The following is a 17010-nucleotide window of genomic DNA, read 5'->3' on the forward strand; positions in this document are numbered from 1 at the left end:
AGTAGTCAACAATGGCTTGGCTTGTTCACACTTGCTCATAAAACATCCACTTAAGCCAGCTTAATTGTAAAATTGTGCTCTTAACTGCTTAAAGCATCAGCAAATTGGCTTTGATTATGACTTATTTATTAGCCTATATTCATGTGCCAATAATATAAATTCGCTGAATATATTAGCTTTTTTATCATTTTTAAGAGTCATAGAGCATTTGACAGGTCTTTGTTCTGGCGACATTAATTATCTGTGTTAGAATGCCAAATCACGTTTTTAAGCTAGATAATAATATGGAAGTTTTATTGTCAGCTCACTTTAGAGGAACGCGCAGTTTATGACTGATCTGGCATCATCTATTTCGCCAATTAACATCGAAGACGAACTTAAGAATTCTTACCTTGATTATGCCATGAGCGTAATTGTAGGTCGTGCATTGCCTGACGTTCGTGATGGGTTAAAACCTGTTCACCGTCGGGTTTTGTTCGCAATGAGCGAATTAAAAAACGATTGGAACAAACCATATAAAAAATCCGCTCGTGTCGTTGGTGACGTAATTGGTAAGTATCACCCACATGGTGACACAGCTGTATACGATACTATTGTACGTATGGCGCAACCATTCTCGCTACGTTACACCTTAGTTGATGGACAAGGAAACTTTGGTTCTGTCGACGGTGACTCTGCAGCTGCGATGCGTTATACCGAAATCCGCATGCAAAAGTTGGCGCATTCATTATTAGCCGACCTTGAAAAAGAAACTGTGGATTTTGTGCCTAACTACGATGGCACTGAGATGATCCCTGCGGTGTTACCAACACGCGTACCGAACCTATTAATTAACGGTTCATCGGGTATTGCGGTTGGTATGGCCACCAATATTCCACCACACAATTTAACTGAAGTGGTCAAAGGCTGTTTGGCGTTAATCGAAGATCCAAGTTTATCGATTGAACAGTTAATGGAATACATTCCAGGTCCAGATTTTCCAACGGCAGCGTCGATTAATGGCCGCAAAGGTATTATTGATGCGTACAACACCGGCCGCGGTCGCGCGATCATGCGTTCTAAAGCGGAAATCGAAACGGAAGAGAATGGTCGTGAACGTATTATTGTTCATGAAATTCCATATCAAGTTAACAAGGCGCGTTTGATTGAAAAAATCGCTGAACTTGTTAAAGATAAAAAATTAGAAGGTATCAGTGGCCTACGCGACGAGTCTGATAAAGACGGTATGCGTATTGTTATTGAAATCAAACGCGGTGAAGTGGGTGAGGTTGTATTAAACAACTTATATGCTCAAACACAAATGCAGTGTTCTTTTGGTATTAACATGGTGGCATTGACCAATGGTCAGCCTAAATTGTTTAACCTTAAAGAAATGCTGGAGTGTTTTATTCTTCACCGTCGTGAAGTAGTTACCCGTCGTACAGTATTTGAATTACGCAAAGCCCGCGAACGCGCCCACATCCTTGAAGCACTTGCTATTGCACTGGCTAACATCGATCCGATCATTGCACTGATTAAAGCTTCGCCTACACCGGCTGAAGCTAAAGCTAAATTAGTCGCACAAGGTTGGGAGTTAGGCCATGTACAAGGCATGCTGGAAAAAGCGGGTGACGATGCAGCTCGTCCAGAATGGTTAGAGCCAGAGTATGGTATTCGCGATGGTCAGTACTATTTAACTGAGCAACAAGCACAAGCTATTCTAGAGTTACGTTTACACCGTTTAACCGGTCTTGAGCACGATAAAATTTTAGCTGAGTATGAAGAGCTATTAGTACTTATCGCAGGCCTGTTATTCATTCTTCGTAATCCATCACGCTTGATGGAAGTGATTAAAGAAGAGCTAGAAGAAATTCTTGAGCAATACGGTGATGAGCGTCGTACGATTATCAACGCTAACGAAATTGATATGAGTCTTGAAGACTTAATCAATGAAGAAGACGTTGTAGTAACCTTGTCTCACTTAGGTTATGCAAAATACCAAGTATTGTCCGACTACCAAGCGCAGCGTCGTGGTGGTAAAGGCAAAGCGGCAACTAAAGTAAAAGATGAAGACTTTGTTGAGAAGTTATTGGTGGCGAACACCCATGACACCATCTTGTGTTTCTCTGACTTTGGTAAAATGTATTGGTTAAAAGTATATCAATTACCTTTGGCCAGTCGTACTGCTCGTGGTCGTCCAATTGTTAACTTATTACCACTTTCTGACGGTGAGCACATTACTGCCATTCTACCGGTACGTGAGTATGCTGATGATAAGTTTATCATTATGGCTACAGCACACGGTACCGTTAAGAAAACAGCATTAACGGCGTACAGTAACCCTCGTGCAAACGGCATTATTGCTGTGAACCTAAAAGACGGCGACCAATTAATTGGCGTTGATATTACTGAAGGTAGTGACGACATTATGTTGTTCTCTAACGAAGGTAAAGTGGTTCGCTTTAATGAGAAAGCGCGTGATTCTGAAACCGGTGAAGTGAAGATTGATGCTGAAACTGGCGAAGAAGTGATTGCATTGCGCCCAATGGGTCGTACTGCAACGGGTGTTCGTGGTATTAAGCTCGATGCTGGCCAAAAAGTGGTGTCGTTAATTGTGCCTAAAGGTGACGGCGCTATCTTAACCGTAACCGAAAATGGTTATGGTAAGCGTACTGAGCTGAGTGAATACCCAGCGAAGAGCCGTGGCACTAAAGGTGTGGTATCGATTAAAGTCAGTGAGCGTAATGGTGAAGTTGTTGGTGCCGTTCAAGTAGGTACTTTTGACGAAATTATGCTGATCAGTAATAAAGGCACCTTAGTGCGTACTCCAGCAGAAGGTGTATCTATTATTGGTCGTAACACTCAAGGTGTGACGATCATTCGTACCGCAGAAGACGAGAAAGTCGTTGGTTTGCAGCGTATTGAAGAGATTCAAACCGAAGAGTTGTTAGACGCAGAAGGCAATGTTATTTCACCTGCGGACAGTATCGAAGGTGAAGCTATTGACCTTGATGCGGCTGAGTCTACTGAGTCTGACGTAGAGAGTGACGGACAAAGTGATGTAGAGAGCGACGAACAGGACTAACCTGAACGTTTACTTTGTAACATCAATAACGAGCGCCTTATGGCGCTCGTTTTATTTTACGGAAAATAATTCATCAAAATAGGCTGATAAAAGTCTATTCAACTGGTGCTAAAGTCCTTAGTATTAATAGTCTTATGTGTGTATTAAAAACTGATTCAAGGAGTTGTCTGTGAGCGCGATTTATAATTTCTGTGCGGGTCCTGCTATGTTACCTCAAGCTGTAATGCAAAAAGCACAACAGGAATTAATCGATTGGAATGGCCTTGGCGTCTCCGTGATGGAAATCAGTCATCGCAGTAAAGAGTTTATTGCCCTGACCGAACAAGCAGAAGTCACACTGCGTAAGTTAATGAACATACCTAAAAACTATCATGTGTTGTTTATGCATGGTGGCGGCCGGGCGCAATTTTCTAACGTAGTCAATAATTTCTTGGGTGATAATGGTCGGGCGCTGTATTTGGTCAGCGGTCAATGGTCATCTTCTGCGGTAACAGAAGCGCAGAAGCTAGCCGGTGAGCACAGTATCGACAGCATTAATATTGTTGAGCAAGTCAATGGCCTTAATCAAGTGACATTACCTGACTTACATGCAATCGATAAAGACTATCGTTATGTACATTATTGCTCAAACGAAACCGTTGACGGTATTGAAATTTTTGAAGAGTTTACTAGTCCGTGGCCGATAGTTGCTGACTTGTCATCCACTATCATGTCGCATGAAATTGATGTTAGTAAATACGGACTTATTTATGCCGGCGCGCAAAAGAACATCGGCCCATCGGGTTTGTCGATTGTTATTGTGCGTGACGATATGCTCAAATTACCAAGTTTGCCGCAGTCTTCAATAATGGATTATCGTGTCGCGGTTGAATACGGTTCAATGTTTAACACCCCTCCAACGTTTGCCTGGTATTTAGCTTCTGAAGTATTTGCTTGGTTGCAGGCTAATGGCGGCGTGAGTGCCATGGCAGAGATAAACCAGCAAAAAGCGAAGTTACTGTATGAGTGTATCGACAACAATCCATTTTATAAAAATGGTGTTGCGCCACAAAATCGTTCACGTATGAACGTTACTTTTCAATTAGTGAACGATGCCTTAGACAGTGAGTTTTTAGCCCAAGCAGAGCAGGCCGGTTTAGTCGCGTTAAAAGGGCACCGTATTGTTGGTGGTATGCGTGCCAGTATTTATAACGCCATGCCGTTAGCGGGTGTGCAAGCGTTAGTTGATTTTATGAATAACTTTGCTGTAAAGCACAGTTAATTCGAACCGCTTATTTAACGTAAGCTCGGCTTAATAATGAAAAAAGCGAATGCCAAATAGCATTCGCTTTTTTTATGTCATCGATATAGGTGTATTTCAACGCTTCATTGCTGATCAAACAAGCCTTGATAGCAAACATCATCGACGAAGTTTAGGTTCTTGAATGCCATATCATCATGAAGTAAAAATAGCCGGTTTTATCGAGTCGATAACGCTCATCCTTACACCCAAAAACGCCCATACTTAATCCCATATCGAGCAATACATGAATGGCATATTCAGACAATTTAACATCTTGAGTAAATTGAATTAGCTTAATACCTTCGTTTCCGGCGTCATCAACTTTTGCCAGTAAGCCAAATTGACTTAAGTCACGGGCTACTTAAAAGCTTATTGGTGCGAAGGCTATTGTTTGTGCTTCAAACTGGGCATCAAATGCAGACATTTTTTGGGGATTGGTAAAAAGACATTAACAGTATTAACTCGAGGCAGGAGGTGATATGACTTTAATCGTAGCCAGATCATGCTAGTAAGGGGTTAAGCGACTTCTCGTTTTTGTTTTTTGATAAAGTTATAGCAATGTATGCTAAAGAATAACACTCGTTTTTTGGATTATTTTTCCGGCAATCACGTCTTTATGTTCACTGCCGCATTAGCATGCGTTGAGCCGGTCGTGGAGAACTTGGCATTGAATAGCGTGTCAGCGTATTTACTATCAATGCTTGCTGACTTTCTATCGCGCCGTTCGCCTGAGTTTGTAGAAATCACTCACCTCAATGAATAATTCGAGCGGGGCTGATCCCGCTCGAATTATCTTATTTAACTCAGTAAGCCAAATAGAATGGCCGTCATAGACAATAAACCAGTAATAACGACGAATATGTTGCTTACTCGGCCACGGTAGGCTTTAAGTGCTGGTACCTTGTGTATCGCATACATTGGCATGAGATACAGAATTGCTGCAATCACCGGGCCGCCAAGTGCTTCAATCATCCCCAAAATACTTGGGTTGATAATCGCTACGCCCCAAATAGTGAAAAACATAAATCCTAAAATACATTTATCTAATGTTTTGCTATTGGCTGGCTTGCTGCTATTAGGCAGTTGCTTAGTGATAATGCCTTTTAAACCCTCAGTGGCACCCATATAGTGACCGAAGAAAGATGAAATAATAGCGATGAAAGCAATCACAGGAGCAAAATAGCTGATAAAGCCACTTTCGTGCACGTTGGCAAGATAAGACAAGATTGGCAGGTTATCAGCCTTTGCTTCTAACAACTGCGCCGGTGTTAACGACAGCACGCAAGAGAACACGAATAACATTACAAATCCCACTAGCATAATGGCTGTATTGCGCAGGATAGCGTCCGCCTTTTTCGAGGCATTGACACCGTGTTGTTTTTTTAGTGACACCGAAAACTGAGAGATAGCAGGTGAATGGTTAAAGGCAAACACCAATACTGGTATGGTTAACCAAACAGTGCCCAAGAAATTAGTGGGTGAAGGCACATCCATCAGTGCATCAAACTTCCATTCTGGTATGAGATACAATGACATGAAGGCGAGGATCGCAACTAATGGATAGACTAAAAGTCGTGTCACCGAGAGCATAAATTTTTCACCCGCGACCATCACAGACATCATGCATAAGATTAGTGATCCTGAAAGTAACCAGCGCGGAATACCACTAATTTTATCAACAACTTGCACGCCTGCTTCAGTCAGCATAGGCGTTCCATCCAGCATGGCTCTTGGTACGTCGGTAAACATGCCCAATTGATTAATAATAAAACTATCAACAGTATTGGTTATCCCCACACCGTAGATTAACACTATTGGAAAAATGGCTAAAAAATATAGCCAGGTTATGGCTTTACCTGCGCCAATACCAAAATGTTCTTCTACTACTTGGGTGATGTCACTACCAGGAATGGCTGAAGAACACAGGAAACGCGATAAACCACGATGAGCAAAATAGGTCATCGGGCCTATTATCACTGCCATAAACACGAGTGGCCAAAATCCGCCCATTCCGGCATTGATTGGTAAAAATAAAATACCTGCCCCGACGGCTGTGCCAAACAGGCTTAACATCCAGGTCGTATCTTGGCGCGACCACCTCGTACTTGAAACAACGGTCGACTCGGGGATATCTTGTACACTTACGGCTTCATTTTGCATAACTGACTTACCTTTAAGGTAGATTAATCTTAACTCGGGGTCATAAACGGATATCGAACAGTCCTTTGTTTCGCTAACTGTGCTGCATTGACTTGCAATAGATCCGCTATTGTCTAAGCCAGTAATAAAAGACTGTGTCGTGTTAGTAAACCAAATGACAAGTTCAATATGAAATAGGCTGACTCTTGTTATTGTGCCTTACATTTCCCGAGTTGATGTTAGGTTAAATTCAGCGCCAGACTATATCTTTTTTCGAGGAATTAAATAGTTACCAAGTCGAAATGTTAATAAGGTTCATGAATTGGGAGCTGTATCCCGATGATGGTAAATCAAACATCACAAGCATTTTCAATTTATCTACAACCCTCATGTATAGATTTAACAGTGCAGTTACTAATCTTGCATCAGCAAGCACTCATCACTCATTGATGGAAGTGGGGGATGGCACTGTTGAGATTCAAAAATAAACACTAGTAATATGGCTTGCAGGAGAAAATCATAAAAGATGGGGGGCAGATGCTATCAAACCAGTCGATGCATATGGGTAAATATATTTAGGCTGGTTTAACAGGCTTAAAAAAGGTCGCAATATGCGACCTTTTTGATGAGGTAATGTGGTTTCAACGCACCTTGATGACAATAGCGTTTAGTTACAATACCGCTGCGATAGATTTAGCTAAATAATCCACATTAGTTTCACTGATACCGGCAATACTGATGCGGCTTGAACCTACCATGTAAACGCTGTATTGCTGTTTAAGTATGGCTACCTGCTCAGGATTAACCCCTAAGAATGAAAACATGCCTTTTTGACGAGCGATAAAACTAAAGTCGCGATCAACGCCATTGGCTTTAAGTTTGTCGACTAAAATGGCACGATTACCATTAATGCGATCACGCATGACCTTTAGTTCGTCCAACCATTGCTGCTTAAGGGCTGGAGTGCCTAAAATGGTTTCAACAATCGCCGCACCATGTGCTGGCGGCATAGAATAAAGACAGCGTACTACATATAACAATACCGATTGGGTAATATCTGCAGTGGCGCTGTTTTTAGCCACAATGGAGCAAGCGCCAATACGTTCGCGATACAAACCAAAGTTTTTCGAGCAAGAACTGCATAAAATCATGCTTTCAACGGCCGCGGCCATTTGGCGTACGCCGTAAGCATCTTCATCTACGCCGTCACCAAAACCTTGATAAGCCATATCAATTAATGGTGTAAAGCCTTGCTTAACGGTAACCTTAACCACTTCATCCCATTGCTCTGTGGTTAAATCCATGCCGCTTGGGTTATGACAACAAGCATGTAAAAGCACCACGTCATCTTTTCCAATGCTATTTAAGGTTGCCAGCATTTGATCAAATTTAAGGGTTTTGCTGTCGTAGTCATAGTACGGATAGGTTTTAACTGTAATGCCAGCCGCTTCAAATAACCCCGTATGATTTGCCCACGTTGGGTCGCTTACCCATAACACGGCATTTGGATTACAACGTTTAATAAAGTCAGCTGCAACGCGCAGAGAACCGGTTCCGCCAGGCGTTGACACTGTTCGAACGCGGTTAGCGAGTAATGCGCTGTGACTGGCACCAAACGCTAATTCACCCATAAGTTGATTGAATGATGCTGAGCCTGTTGGGCCTATGTACACTTTGGTTGTTTCTGTGTCTAAACGAATTTTTTCAGCCGCTTTTACACAATCTAGAATAGGTGTATGACCAAGAGGATCTTTATATACGCCAACACCTAAATCGACTTTATTTGGGTGATTGTCTTCGCGGTATTGAGTCAATAGGCCTAAAATGGGATCGGCAGGCAACGCGGTTAATGAATTGAACATGAATAGACCTTCTTATTTTAAATTTACAGGCATTAGGGCGAAATAAGCTAACAAGATACATATTATGGTCTTTAGCATAACGTGATTTACATCAATAAAGAACTGCTAAATATACTGTGATCGGATATTAGAAAAGCGTAATTAGTGAATTTTGGCAACAATGGCTGACAACTGAAACAAGCATTATTATGCTCGCAATGACCTCCTCAATACCGACTTAATAGTAAATAAATTCAACTTGAGTATAAAAGTCACCTAAAACACAAAATAACGGTTGAATCCTTGCTGACAATCAGTAACGTAGGGCTACGAAGAATTATTTAGTAAATTATTAGTAAACTGTACCGAAACATTGCCAGTGACATGTATTTGTAAAATGTGCACCGCTCCGTATTACATTAACAATGTCACGTTTATTTATCCGGCTAAGCCTTTTACTCATATATCGGTCTATCGACGTTTAATGAGTGCAACACTAAGAAGAGTATTAATGAAACAATTGCGTCTAGACCACATTACCCGCATGAATGGCGAAATTAACATTCCTGGCTCCAAGAGCATTTCTAACCGCGCGTTATTATTGGCAACTTTAGCACAGGGTAAAACCACTCTGACTAACTTGCTCGACTCTGATGACATTCGTTATATGTTGGCATCATTAAAGCAGTTAGGTGTGCATTACCAATTGTCTGACAATAATACTATTTGTGAACTGACTGGTTTAGGGGGCGCAATTTCATCTGCAAATGCACAGAGTTTATTTCTTGGTAATGCTGGTACAGCAATGCGGCCATTATGTGCCGCACTGACATTAGGTCATGGCGAATTTACCTTAACCGGTGAGCCTCGTATGGAGGAGCGTCCAATTGGCGATTTGGTCGATGCGCTGCGTCAATTAGGCGCTGATGTCACCTATCTGAAAAATGATGGTTTCCCACCATTAACGATTAAGGCAACAGGCTTAAATGGCGGTGATGTTGACATTGCCGGTGATTTATCAAGTCAATTTTTAACCGCATTACTCATGGTCGCGCCACTGACCAAAGACAGCGTCAACATTAATATCAAGGGCGAGCTTGTTTCTAAACCTTATATTGATATCACCATTGCGCTAATGAAGCAGTTTGGTGTCGAAGTGCTCAATCATCAATATCAACGTTTCGAAATAAAGGCCGGTCAGCAATATGTCTCACCAGGTAAAGTACTGGTAGAAGGTGACGCTTCATCGGCATCTTACTTCCTCGCTGCTGGCGCTATCCAAGGCGGCGAAGTGAAGGTCACTGGTGTTGGCCGCTTAAGTATTCAAGGTGATGTTAAGTTTGCCGATGCATTAGCCCAAATGGGTGCCGATATAGAGTGGGGCGATGATTATATTATTGCCAGAAAATCCACTCTTAGCGCCATTGAAATGGACATGAACCACATACCTGATGCCGCCATGACCATCGCCACTGCAGCTTTATTTGCCACAGGCACCACAAAACTGACCAATATTTATAACTGGCGTATTAAAGAAACCGATCGTTTAGCGGCGATGGCGACTGAATTACGTAAAGTGGGTGCGATCGTTGATGAAGGTTATGATTACATTACTATCACGCCGCCAGCGATATTAAATACCGCAGCGATTGATACCTATAACGATCACCGGATGGCGATGTGCTTTTCAATGATGGCATTTGCTGACAGCGGTATCACCATTAACGATCCAGACTGCACATCTAAGACATTTCCAGATTATTTTGCGCAATTTGCTCGTCTAGCAAAATAATCCACCTAACCAGATTGTCACTTGCTCTTTTATGTTGTCTTGCAATATAAAAGAGCGATCTTGGTTTTAATAACCGAAAATTCATCAGTAATTAACATTTTTTTGTTATACAATGCGCGCGCTTATTTTGATGAACCCTTTATCTTTTTCAGGGACGATAGATTATTTTCGGAGGAAACTATGTCAGAACGATCTCCAGTGATCACAGTAGATGGCCCTAGCGGTGCAGGGAAAGGCACAATATGCCAATTATTGGCACAACATTTAGGATGGCATTTATTAGATAGCGGGGCGATTTATCGTGTTTTAGCCTTAGCCGCTATTCATCATGACGTTGAGCTAGAAAACGAAGAAGCACTTACCTTATTAGCTGCTCACCTTGATGTCCAATTTTTAACTGGCACCGACATTGATGCCATTAAAGTGATTCTTGAAGGTGAAGACGTTACTACGACCATTCGTACTCAAGAATGCTCTAATGCAGCCTCTAAAGTCGCGGCGCTTCCACGGGTACGTGAGGCATTATTGCGTCGTCAACGGGCTTTTAGTGCCGCGCCAGGTCTGGTTGCTGATGGACGTGACATGGGCACCGTAGTTTTTTCAAAAGCCCCGGTAAAAATATTTTTAACAGCGTCTGCCGAAGAACGAGCGCAAAGACGCTATAATCAGTTGCAGGACAAGGGCTTCGATGTTAAAATCGACCGCCTTTTAGCTGAAATTATTGAACGAGACGACCGTGATATCAATCGCGCCGCTTCGCCGCTGGTCCCAGCTGAAGATGCACTTGTCATTGATACAAGCGGCATAGGCATTGAAGATGTATTGAAGCAAGTGCTTGAGTACGTTAGACAAAAAATTACTGTTGCGTAACCGAATTGTCGATTACTGTGCAGTAGGTATTCGTGTTAAGGATGACACGAATAATATTACTAGACTCCACATCTAGGATGGATGGTGGTTTATTTAATGAAAGTAACCTAAAACATGACTGAATCTTTTGCTGATCTATTTGAACAATCCCTTCAAACCCTAGAGTTCCGTCCAGGTTCTATCGTTCGTGGTACAGTTGTTGCCATCGAAAACGGTATGGTACTTGTTGACGCAGGCCTTAAGTCTGAAAGCCCAATCAATGCTGACGAATTCAAAAACGCACAAGGCGTTTTAGAAATCCAAGTAGGTGATGAAGTTGACGTAGCCCTTGACTCTGTTGAAGATGGCTTCGGTGAGACTCAATTGTCTCGCGAAAAAGCTAAGCGTCATGAAGCTTGGATCGTTCTAGAAAAAGCGTACGAAGATGCTGAAACTGTAATCGGTATCATCAATGGTAAAGTTAAAGGTGGTTTCACTGTTGAATTAAACGGTATCCGTGCCTTCTTACCAGGTTCTCTAGTTGACGTGCGCCCAGTTCGCGACACCGCTCACTTAGAGTTCAAAGAATTAGAATTCAAAGTTATCAAGCTTGACCAGAAGCGTAACAACGTTGTTGTTTCTCGTCGTGCTGTTATCGAATCTGAAAGCAGTGCAGAACGTGATACTCTTCTTGAGAATCTACAAGAAGGCCAAGCTGTTAAAGGTATCGTTAAAAACCTTACTGACTACGGTGCATTCGTAGACTTAGGTGGTGTTGACGGTCTTTTACATATCACTGATATGGCTTGGAAACGCGTTAAGCACCCATCTGAAATCGTTAATGTTGGTGACGAAATCAACGTTAAAGTACTTAAGTATGACCGTGAGCGTACTCGCGTATCACTAGGTCTTAAGCAACTTGGCGAAGATCCATGGTTAGAAATCAGCAAGCGCTACCCAGAAAGCACTAAGCTAACTGGTCGCGTAACAAACTTAACTGACTACGGTTGCTTCGTCGAAATCGAAGAAGGCGTTGAAGGTTTAGTACACGTTTCTGAAATGGATTGGACTAACAAGAACATTCACCCATCTAAAGTTGTTAACTTAGGTGATGAAGTTGAAGTGTTAGTACTAGACATCGATGAAGAGCGTCGTCGTATTTCTCTAGGCCTGAAACAGTGTAAAGTTAACCCATGGGATGACTTCGCAACTCGTTACAACAAAGGCGACAAAGTATCTGGTAAGATCAAGTCAATCACTGACTTCGGTATCTTTATCGGTCTTGACGGTGGAATCGATGGTCTTGTTCACTTATCTGACATTTCTTGGAACGGTACTGGCGAAGACGCAGTTTCTGAATACAAGAAAGGCGATGAAATCCACGCTGTAGTGCTTTCAGTAGACCCAGAGCGTGAGCGCATCAGTTTAGGTGTTAAGCAAACTGAAGACGATCCATTCAACGCATACTTAGCTGACAAGAAGAAAGGCACCGTAGTTCACGGTACTGTTTCTGCTGTTGACGCAAAAGGTGTTACAGTTGAACTAGCAGAAACTGTTGAAGGTTACATTCGTGTAGCTGATATTTCAGCAGACCGCATCGAAGATGCATCTACTGTATACTCAGTAGGTGATGCTATCGAAGCTAAGTTCATGGGCGTAGATCGTAAGAACCGTTCTATCAGCTTATCTATCAAAGCGAAAGATGAAGCTGAACAGAAAGAAGCGATCGCTACTTTGAACAAGCAAGACGAAGTTGTAATGAGCAGCGCAATGGCTGAAGCATTCAAAGCAGCTCGTAAGTAATCGAAAATCGTCTGTTGTATGGGGACGTGGTCCCCATTAGGCGACTGTGTTTGGCTTGATAATATGGGATAGCTAAGATGACAAAATCTGAACTTATCGAAAAACTCGCCACTAGGCAGTCGCAACTGTCGGCGAAAGAAGTGGAAAGTGCAATCAAAGAGATGTTGGAGCAAATGGCAACAACATTAGAAAGCGGTGATCGTATAGAAATCCGTGGATTTGGTAGTTTTTCACTTCACTATCGTGCGCCACGTACTGGCCGTAACCCAAAAACTGGTACCTCAGTTGATTTGGAAGGCAAGTATGTTCCACACTTTAAGCCGGGTAAAGAACTGCGCGAACGTGTCGATGCTGTTAATCCTTGATTAACGCTTTAATAAAAAGCCTCCTCTTGGAGGCTTTTTTGTATCTAATGGCAGTCAATGCTGGTCAGCCCAGTAAATTTCTTGGATAATCATTATATTGATGCACCTTCATGGAGAATAGCGTGAGATCATTTATTGTCGTTGTACTAGTTGGGCTATTGTTTGTTTTAGCATTATTATTTGGTGCTAAAAATGAGCAAGTTGTCACCTTAAGTTACTTTATTGCAGAAGGGCAATATCGATTACCTATTGTGCTTGCCGTGGTATTTTTCAGCGGGTTTATTATCAGCTGGATATTTGCAAGTTACCATATCGTCAAGCTAAAGCTGGCGTTGCGTAAAAGCAATAAAGCCCTTAAAAAGCTCAATGCTGCAGATGCAACAAGTGTTGCTGTAATGCCTAAGGATCAAGCTGTCTAGTATGCTAGAAATCTTGTTCTTGTTATTACCTATCGCTGCTGGTTATGGATGGTATATGGGACGACGCAGTATTCGTCATAGCGATAGCCAGCAGAGTAAAAAATTAAGCCGAGATTATTTTACTGGGCTTAACTTTTTACTGTCTAACGAGTCTGATAAAGCGGTTGATTTATTCATCAGCATGCTGGATGTCGATGACGAAACCATCGACACTCATTTATCGTTAGGTTCGTTATTCCGTAAAAGAGGTGAAGTGGATCGTTCCATTCGTATCCATCAAAACTTGATTGCCAGACCGAGTTTAACCAATGAGCAGCGCGATATTGCGATGATGGAGTTAGGTAAAGATTATATGGCTGCTGGGTTTTATGACCGCGCCGAAGAAATTTTTATTAACTTGGTCAGCCAAGATGATCACAGTGAAGAAGCCGAAACTCAGCTGTTATTAATCTATCAAGTGACTAAAGAATGGCAAAGTGCCATCGATATCACTAAGCGTCTTCCTCGTAAACGTCAGCAAGTGCTTAAGCGCACCACAGCCCATTTTTATTGCCAGCTAGCTGATGAAGCTCATAATGAAACAGATAAAATTAAAAAGCTGCAACAAGCCATTAAGCAGGATGCTCAATGTGGTCGAGCTTGGTTAACTCTCGCCAAGATTTATCTTGATGCTGGCCAAGTTGACTTATGTAAGCACGCGTTACAAGAGCTGAAAGTGGCTGATATTGATTTATTTGCCGATGGCGTTTCAATAGCAAAACAAGTTTATCGCGACACACAAGATCCTAATGGTTTTCACGAGCTACTCGCCAAAGCCATTGCCGATGGCGCCGGAGCAAGTGTAGTGGTGGCATTAGCTGAGCACAAAATAAGCCTAGATCAACATCAAAGTGCTGAAACCATGATGCTGGATAATTTATATCGTCATCCAACCATGAAAGGTTTTCAGCATTTAATGAAGTTACACATTCAACAAGCTGAAGATGGTCAAGCTAAGCAAAGTTTATCTATGCTTGAGCAACTTGTTGAACAACAAATTAAATTCCGCCCAAGTTATCGCTGTACTGCTTGTGGTTTTCCTTCTCACGGTTTGTATTGGCATTGTCCATCATGCAAACAATGGGGCAGTATCAAGCGGATAAAAGGCCTAGATGGTGAATAACGTGGCCATCGTAAAATACCAACCCTATAATTAATGCAGTAACACCATATTACCGCTGGAGTTCCAATGACTGAGAAATCAATTGTAGTCGCCCTCGACTATGACAATAAACATGACGCATTGACCTTTATTGATAAACTCGACCCAGAGATATGTCGGTTAAAAATTGGCAAAGAAATGTTTACCTTATTTGGGCCTGAGTTGGTTAATGATATTCACAGCCGAAACTTTGATTTATTCCTTGATTTGAAATTTCATGATATTCCCAATACCGTTGCCAAAGCCGTTGCCGCTGCTGCTGATTTAGGCGTGTGGATGACTAATGTGCATGCCAGTGGTGGACTTGCTATGATGCAGGCCGCTAAAAAAGCACTAATACCATTTGGTAAAGAAGCACCACTACTGATTGCGGTTACTGTATTAACCTCAATGTCAGATGAAGACTTAGCCTTACTGGGTATCAATGTGCCAGCATTTGAACATGTACTGCGCTTAGCTAAGCTGACTCATCAAGCTGGTTTAGACGGGGTGGTATGCTCAGCTCAAGAAGCTAAATTACTAAAATCATCATTTGGCCAAGACTTTACCTTAGTGACCCCAGGGATAAGACCAGCTGGCAGTGATGCCGGTGATCAACATCGGGTGATGACGCCTCCACAAGCCATTGCTGCTGGGTCTGATTATTTGGTGATCGGTCGCCCAATCACTCAAGCTGCCGATCCCTTAGCGGCGCTCAAGGCTATTTACCAATCGCTACATGTTTGATGTAAAGGCATTATTGAAACAGAGATATTATCTAGCAATGATGACAGTAAAGTACACTTATCTACATCAAGCAATCACACAGAAATAAAGGATGACTATGTCTGATAATACAAGGTTTGATTACACGGCTAAAAATGTTGTCGTGGTGGGTGGTACCTCTGGCATTAATCTTCAAGTTGCGATTCAATTTGCAAAAGCCGGTGCCAATGTTACCGTTGCCAGTCGCAGTGTTGATAAGGTCAACGCCGCCGTTGAATTGCTCAATCAAGCTAATCCAAATGCTATTCATTTAGGGGTGAGTTTTGATGTGCGCGACAACGATGCGTTAACCCTTGGGTTTGATAAAATTGCTTCCACTTATGGGCACATTGATGTGTTGATCAGTGGTGCTGCAGGTAATTTCCCTGCCAGTGCGGCAAAATTGTCTCCTAATGGTTTTAAATCGGTTATTGATATTGATTTAATTGGCAGCTTTCAAGTATTGAAACATGCTTATCCATTGTTATCTCGTCCAAATGGCAGCATTATTCAAATTTCTGCGCCACAAGCTTATATCGCCATGCCATTGCAAGTGCATGTTTGCGCCGCTAAAGCCGGTGTTGATATGCTCACTCGCACTTTAGCGTTAGAGTGGGGCGTTGAAGGCATTAGAATTAACTCTATTGTGCCAGGGCCTATAGCCGATACTGAAGGCTTTAACCGTTTAGCCCCCACTGATGAGTTACAGCAACGGGTGGCAAATAGCGTGCCGTTGAAACGTAATGGCCAGGGTCAGGACATTGCTAACGCTGCCTTATTCCTCGCATCAGATATGGCATCATATATTACCGGCGTAGTATTACCCGTTGATGGCGGTTGGTCATTAGGTGGCGCCAGTATTGCAATGACCGAATTAGGTGACATTGCCGCGAAGCACGGTTTATAAAAATCGATAAAATTAAAGGTATATAACATGGCCAATGCATTACAAGATCAATTGCTTAAAGCAGGTCTTGCCAGTAAACAAAAAGTGCGCGACGTTAAAACCCAAAAGCGTCGTGATAAAAAATCAAAGGTAGATGACGGCAGTTCAGCGCTCAAGCAACAGATTGCTGAGCAAAAATTAGCACAAGCCAAAAAAGATAAAGCCTTAAATGAGCAGCGCTTTGCCGCAGCAACTGAAAAAGGACAAGTCCGTGGCTTAATCAGCGAGTTTGCTAAATTTGCCATTACCGTTTCTAGAGATGCAGAGCTGAAATTCAACTACACCCTAGAAAACAAAATATATTCGGTTTACATCACCGACAAAATTCAAGCTGATTTATTAAATGGCACCTTAGGCATCATCCGTCATGAAGATAAAAGCTACATAGTGCCGCATAAGCTTGCTGAACGAGTGAAGTTACTTGTGCCGCAGTGGTGTGGTTATTTGTGGGATAAAGCGGCTAAAGATTCTGTGGCGCAGGTAAGCGGCGCTGATGATCCATATGCCGACTACGCAATTCCAGACGATTTAATGTGGTAATCATTAATCATTAACAAAAACGCCT

The 17010-nt window shown here is 42.3% G+C and carries 14 protein-coding genes and 1 pseudogene; 12 read left to right on the forward strand and 3 right to left on the reverse strand.

All coding sequences use genetic code 11. The features are described from left to right. Nucleotides 1-328: 328 nt before the first annotated feature. Both gyrA and serC read left to right on the forward strand, forming a co-directional pair. Nucleotides 329-3064, forward strand: coding sequence for a DNA gyrase subunit A (gene gyrA / locus H5114_RS10365; RefSeq protein WP_182722858.1), 2736 nt, complete (start codon nt 329-331; stop codon nt 3062-3064). A 169-nt stretch (nt 3065-3233) separates the two neighbouring features. Next, nucleotides 3234-4325, forward strand: coding sequence for a 3-phosphoserine/phosphohydroxythreonine transaminase (gene serC, locus H5114_RS10370; RefSeq protein ID WP_182722859.1), 1092 nt, complete (start codon nt 3234-3236; stop codon nt 4323-4325). 113 nt (nt 4326-4438) lie between these two features. Here the strand turns inward: serC and H5114_RS20495 are convergent. After that, nucleotides 4439-4795 (reverse strand): annotated as a pseudogene (locus H5114_RS20495) (SAM-dependent methyltransferase); the annotation flags it as partial. Between the two features lie 113 nt (nt 4796-4908). Here H5114_RS20495 and H5114_RS10375 point away from each other — a divergent pair. Next, a complete protein-coding gene (locus H5114_RS10375) occupies nt 4909-5109 on the forward strand; it encodes a hypothetical protein (protein ID WP_182722860.1) in 201 nt (66 codons plus the stop codon). A gap of 35 nt (nt 5110-5144) precedes the next feature. Here the strand turns inward: H5114_RS10375 and H5114_RS10380 are convergent, their stop codons facing one another. Next, nucleotides 5145-6506 carry an aromatic amino acid transport family protein gene (locus tag H5114_RS10380; RefSeq protein WP_182722861.1) on the reverse strand — a complete coding sequence of 454 codons (1362 nt, stop codon included), beginning with the start codon at nt 6504-6506 and terminating at the stop codon, nt 5145-5147. A gap of 650 nt (nt 6507-7156) precedes the next feature. After that, on the reverse strand, nt 7157-8347 hold the full coding sequence (locus H5114_RS10385) for an amino acid aminotransferase (protein WP_182697288.1): 1191 nt from the start codon (nt 8345-8347) through the stop codon (nt 7157-7159). Between the two features lie 490 nt (nt 8348-8837). Between H5114_RS10385 and aroA the strand changes: the two genes are divergently transcribed. The 9 genes from aroA (at nt 8838) to H5114_RS10430 (ending at nt 16985) form a co-directional block, all read left to right on the forward strand. Continuing rightward, nucleotides 8838-10118 carry a 3-phosphoshikimate 1-carboxyvinyltransferase gene (gene aroA / locus H5114_RS10390; RefSeq protein ID WP_182722862.1) on the forward strand — a complete coding sequence of 427 codons (1281 nt, stop codon included), beginning with the start codon at nt 8838-8840 and terminating at the stop codon, nt 10116-10118. Nucleotides 10119-10298: 180 nt separating this feature from the next. Beyond that, entirely contained in the window at nt 10299-10988 is a 690-nt protein-coding gene (cmk, locus tag H5114_RS10395; protein ID WP_124014764.1) for a (d)CMP kinase, read from the forward strand. A gap of 114 nt (nt 10989-11102) precedes the next feature. After that, nucleotides 11103-12770: a 30S ribosomal protein S1 gene (gene rpsA / locus H5114_RS10400; RefSeq protein ID WP_124014765.1), complete on the forward strand. Its 1668-nt coding sequence runs from the start codon at nt 11103-11105 to the stop codon at nt 12768-12770. A gap of 77 nt (nt 12771-12847) precedes the next feature. Continuing rightward, nucleotides 12848-13135: an integration host factor subunit beta gene (gene ihfB / locus H5114_RS10405; RefSeq protein WP_124014766.1), complete on the forward strand. Its 288-nt coding sequence runs from the start codon at nt 12848-12850 to the stop codon at nt 13133-13135. Between the two features lie 122 nt (nt 13136-13257). Continuing rightward, nucleotides 13258-13554: a LapA family protein gene (locus tag H5114_RS10410; RefSeq protein ID WP_124014767.1), complete on the forward strand. Its 297-nt coding sequence runs from the start codon at nt 13258-13260 to the stop codon at nt 13552-13554. A 1-nt stretch (nt 13555) separates the two neighbouring features. Further along, nucleotides 13556-14716 (forward strand): lipopolysaccharide assembly protein LapB, encoded by a 1161-nt coding sequence (lapB, locus tag H5114_RS10415; protein ID WP_124014768.1) that lies wholly within the window; start codon nt 13556-13558, stop codon nt 14714-14716. 66 nt (nt 14717-14782) lie between these two features. Further along, nucleotides 14783-15481: an orotidine-5'-phosphate decarboxylase gene (gene pyrF / locus H5114_RS10420; protein WP_124014769.1), complete on the forward strand. Its 699-nt coding sequence runs from the start codon at nt 14783-14785 to the stop codon at nt 15479-15481. A 97-nt stretch (nt 15482-15578) separates the two neighbouring features. Continuing rightward, complete coding sequence (locus tag H5114_RS10425) at nt 15579-16406, forward strand: SDR family oxidoreductase (RefSeq protein WP_124014770.1); 828 nt, start codon at nt 15579-15581, stop codon at nt 16404-16406. A 27-nt stretch (nt 16407-16433) separates the two neighbouring features. Beyond that, on the forward strand, nt 16434-16985 hold the full coding sequence (locus H5114_RS10430) for a DUF2058 domain-containing protein (protein ID WP_124014771.1): 552 nt from the start codon (nt 16434-16436) through the stop codon (nt 16983-16985). The last annotated feature ends 25 nt before the right edge of the window (nt 16986-17010 follow it).

It is taken from the genome of Shewanella sp. SR43-8 (assembly GCF_014163775.1).
Lineage (GTDB): Bacteria > Pseudomonadota > Gammaproteobacteria > Enterobacterales > Shewanellaceae > Shewanella > Shewanella vesiculosa.

What these genes read in the sequence shown, in the direction of transcription:
- gyrA (WP_182722858.1), top strand. Translation starts at nt 329, where the DNA reads ATGACTGATCTGGCATCATCTATTTCGCCAATTAACATCGAAGACGAA.
- pyrF (WP_124014769.1), top strand. Translation starts at nt 14,783, where the DNA reads ATGACTGAGAAATCAATTGTAGTCGCCCTCGACTATGACAATAAACAT.
- H5114_RS10380 (WP_182722861.1), bottom strand. Translation starts at nt 6,506, where the DNA reads ATGCAAAATGAAGCCGTAAGTGTACAAGATATCCCCGAGTCGACCGTT.
- H5114_RS10385 (WP_182697288.1), bottom strand. Translation starts at nt 8,347, where the DNA reads ATGTTCAATTCATTAACCGCGTTGCCTGCCGATCCCATTTTAGGCCTA.
- rpsA (WP_124014765.1), top strand. Translation starts at nt 11,103, where the DNA reads ATGACTGAATCTTTTGCTGATCTATTTGAACAATCCCTTCAAACCCTA.
- lapB (WP_124014768.1), top strand. Translation starts at nt 13,556, where the DNA reads ATGCTAGAAATCTTGTTCTTGTTATTACCTATCGCTGCTGGTTATGGA.
- aroA (WP_182722862.1), top strand. Translation starts at nt 8,838, where the DNA reads ATGAAACAATTGCGTCTAGACCACATTACCCGCATGAATGGCGAAATT.
- H5114_RS10430 (WP_124014771.1), top strand. Translation starts at nt 16,434, where the DNA reads ATGGCCAATGCATTACAAGATCAATTGCTTAAAGCAGGTCTTGCCAGT.
- ihfB (WP_124014766.1), top strand. Translation starts at nt 12,848, where the DNA reads ATGACAAAATCTGAACTTATCGAAAAACTCGCCACTAGGCAGTCGCAA.
- H5114_RS10375 (WP_182722860.1), top strand. Translation starts at nt 4,909, where the DNA reads ATGCTAAAGAATAACACTCGTTTTTTGGATTATTTTTCCGGCAATCAC.
- cmk (WP_124014764.1), top strand. Translation starts at nt 10,299, where the DNA reads ATGTCAGAACGATCTCCAGTGATCACAGTAGATGGCCCTAGCGGTGCA.
- H5114_RS10425 (WP_124014770.1), top strand. Translation starts at nt 15,579, where the DNA reads ATGTCTGATAATACAAGGTTTGATTACACGGCTAAAAATGTTGTCGTG.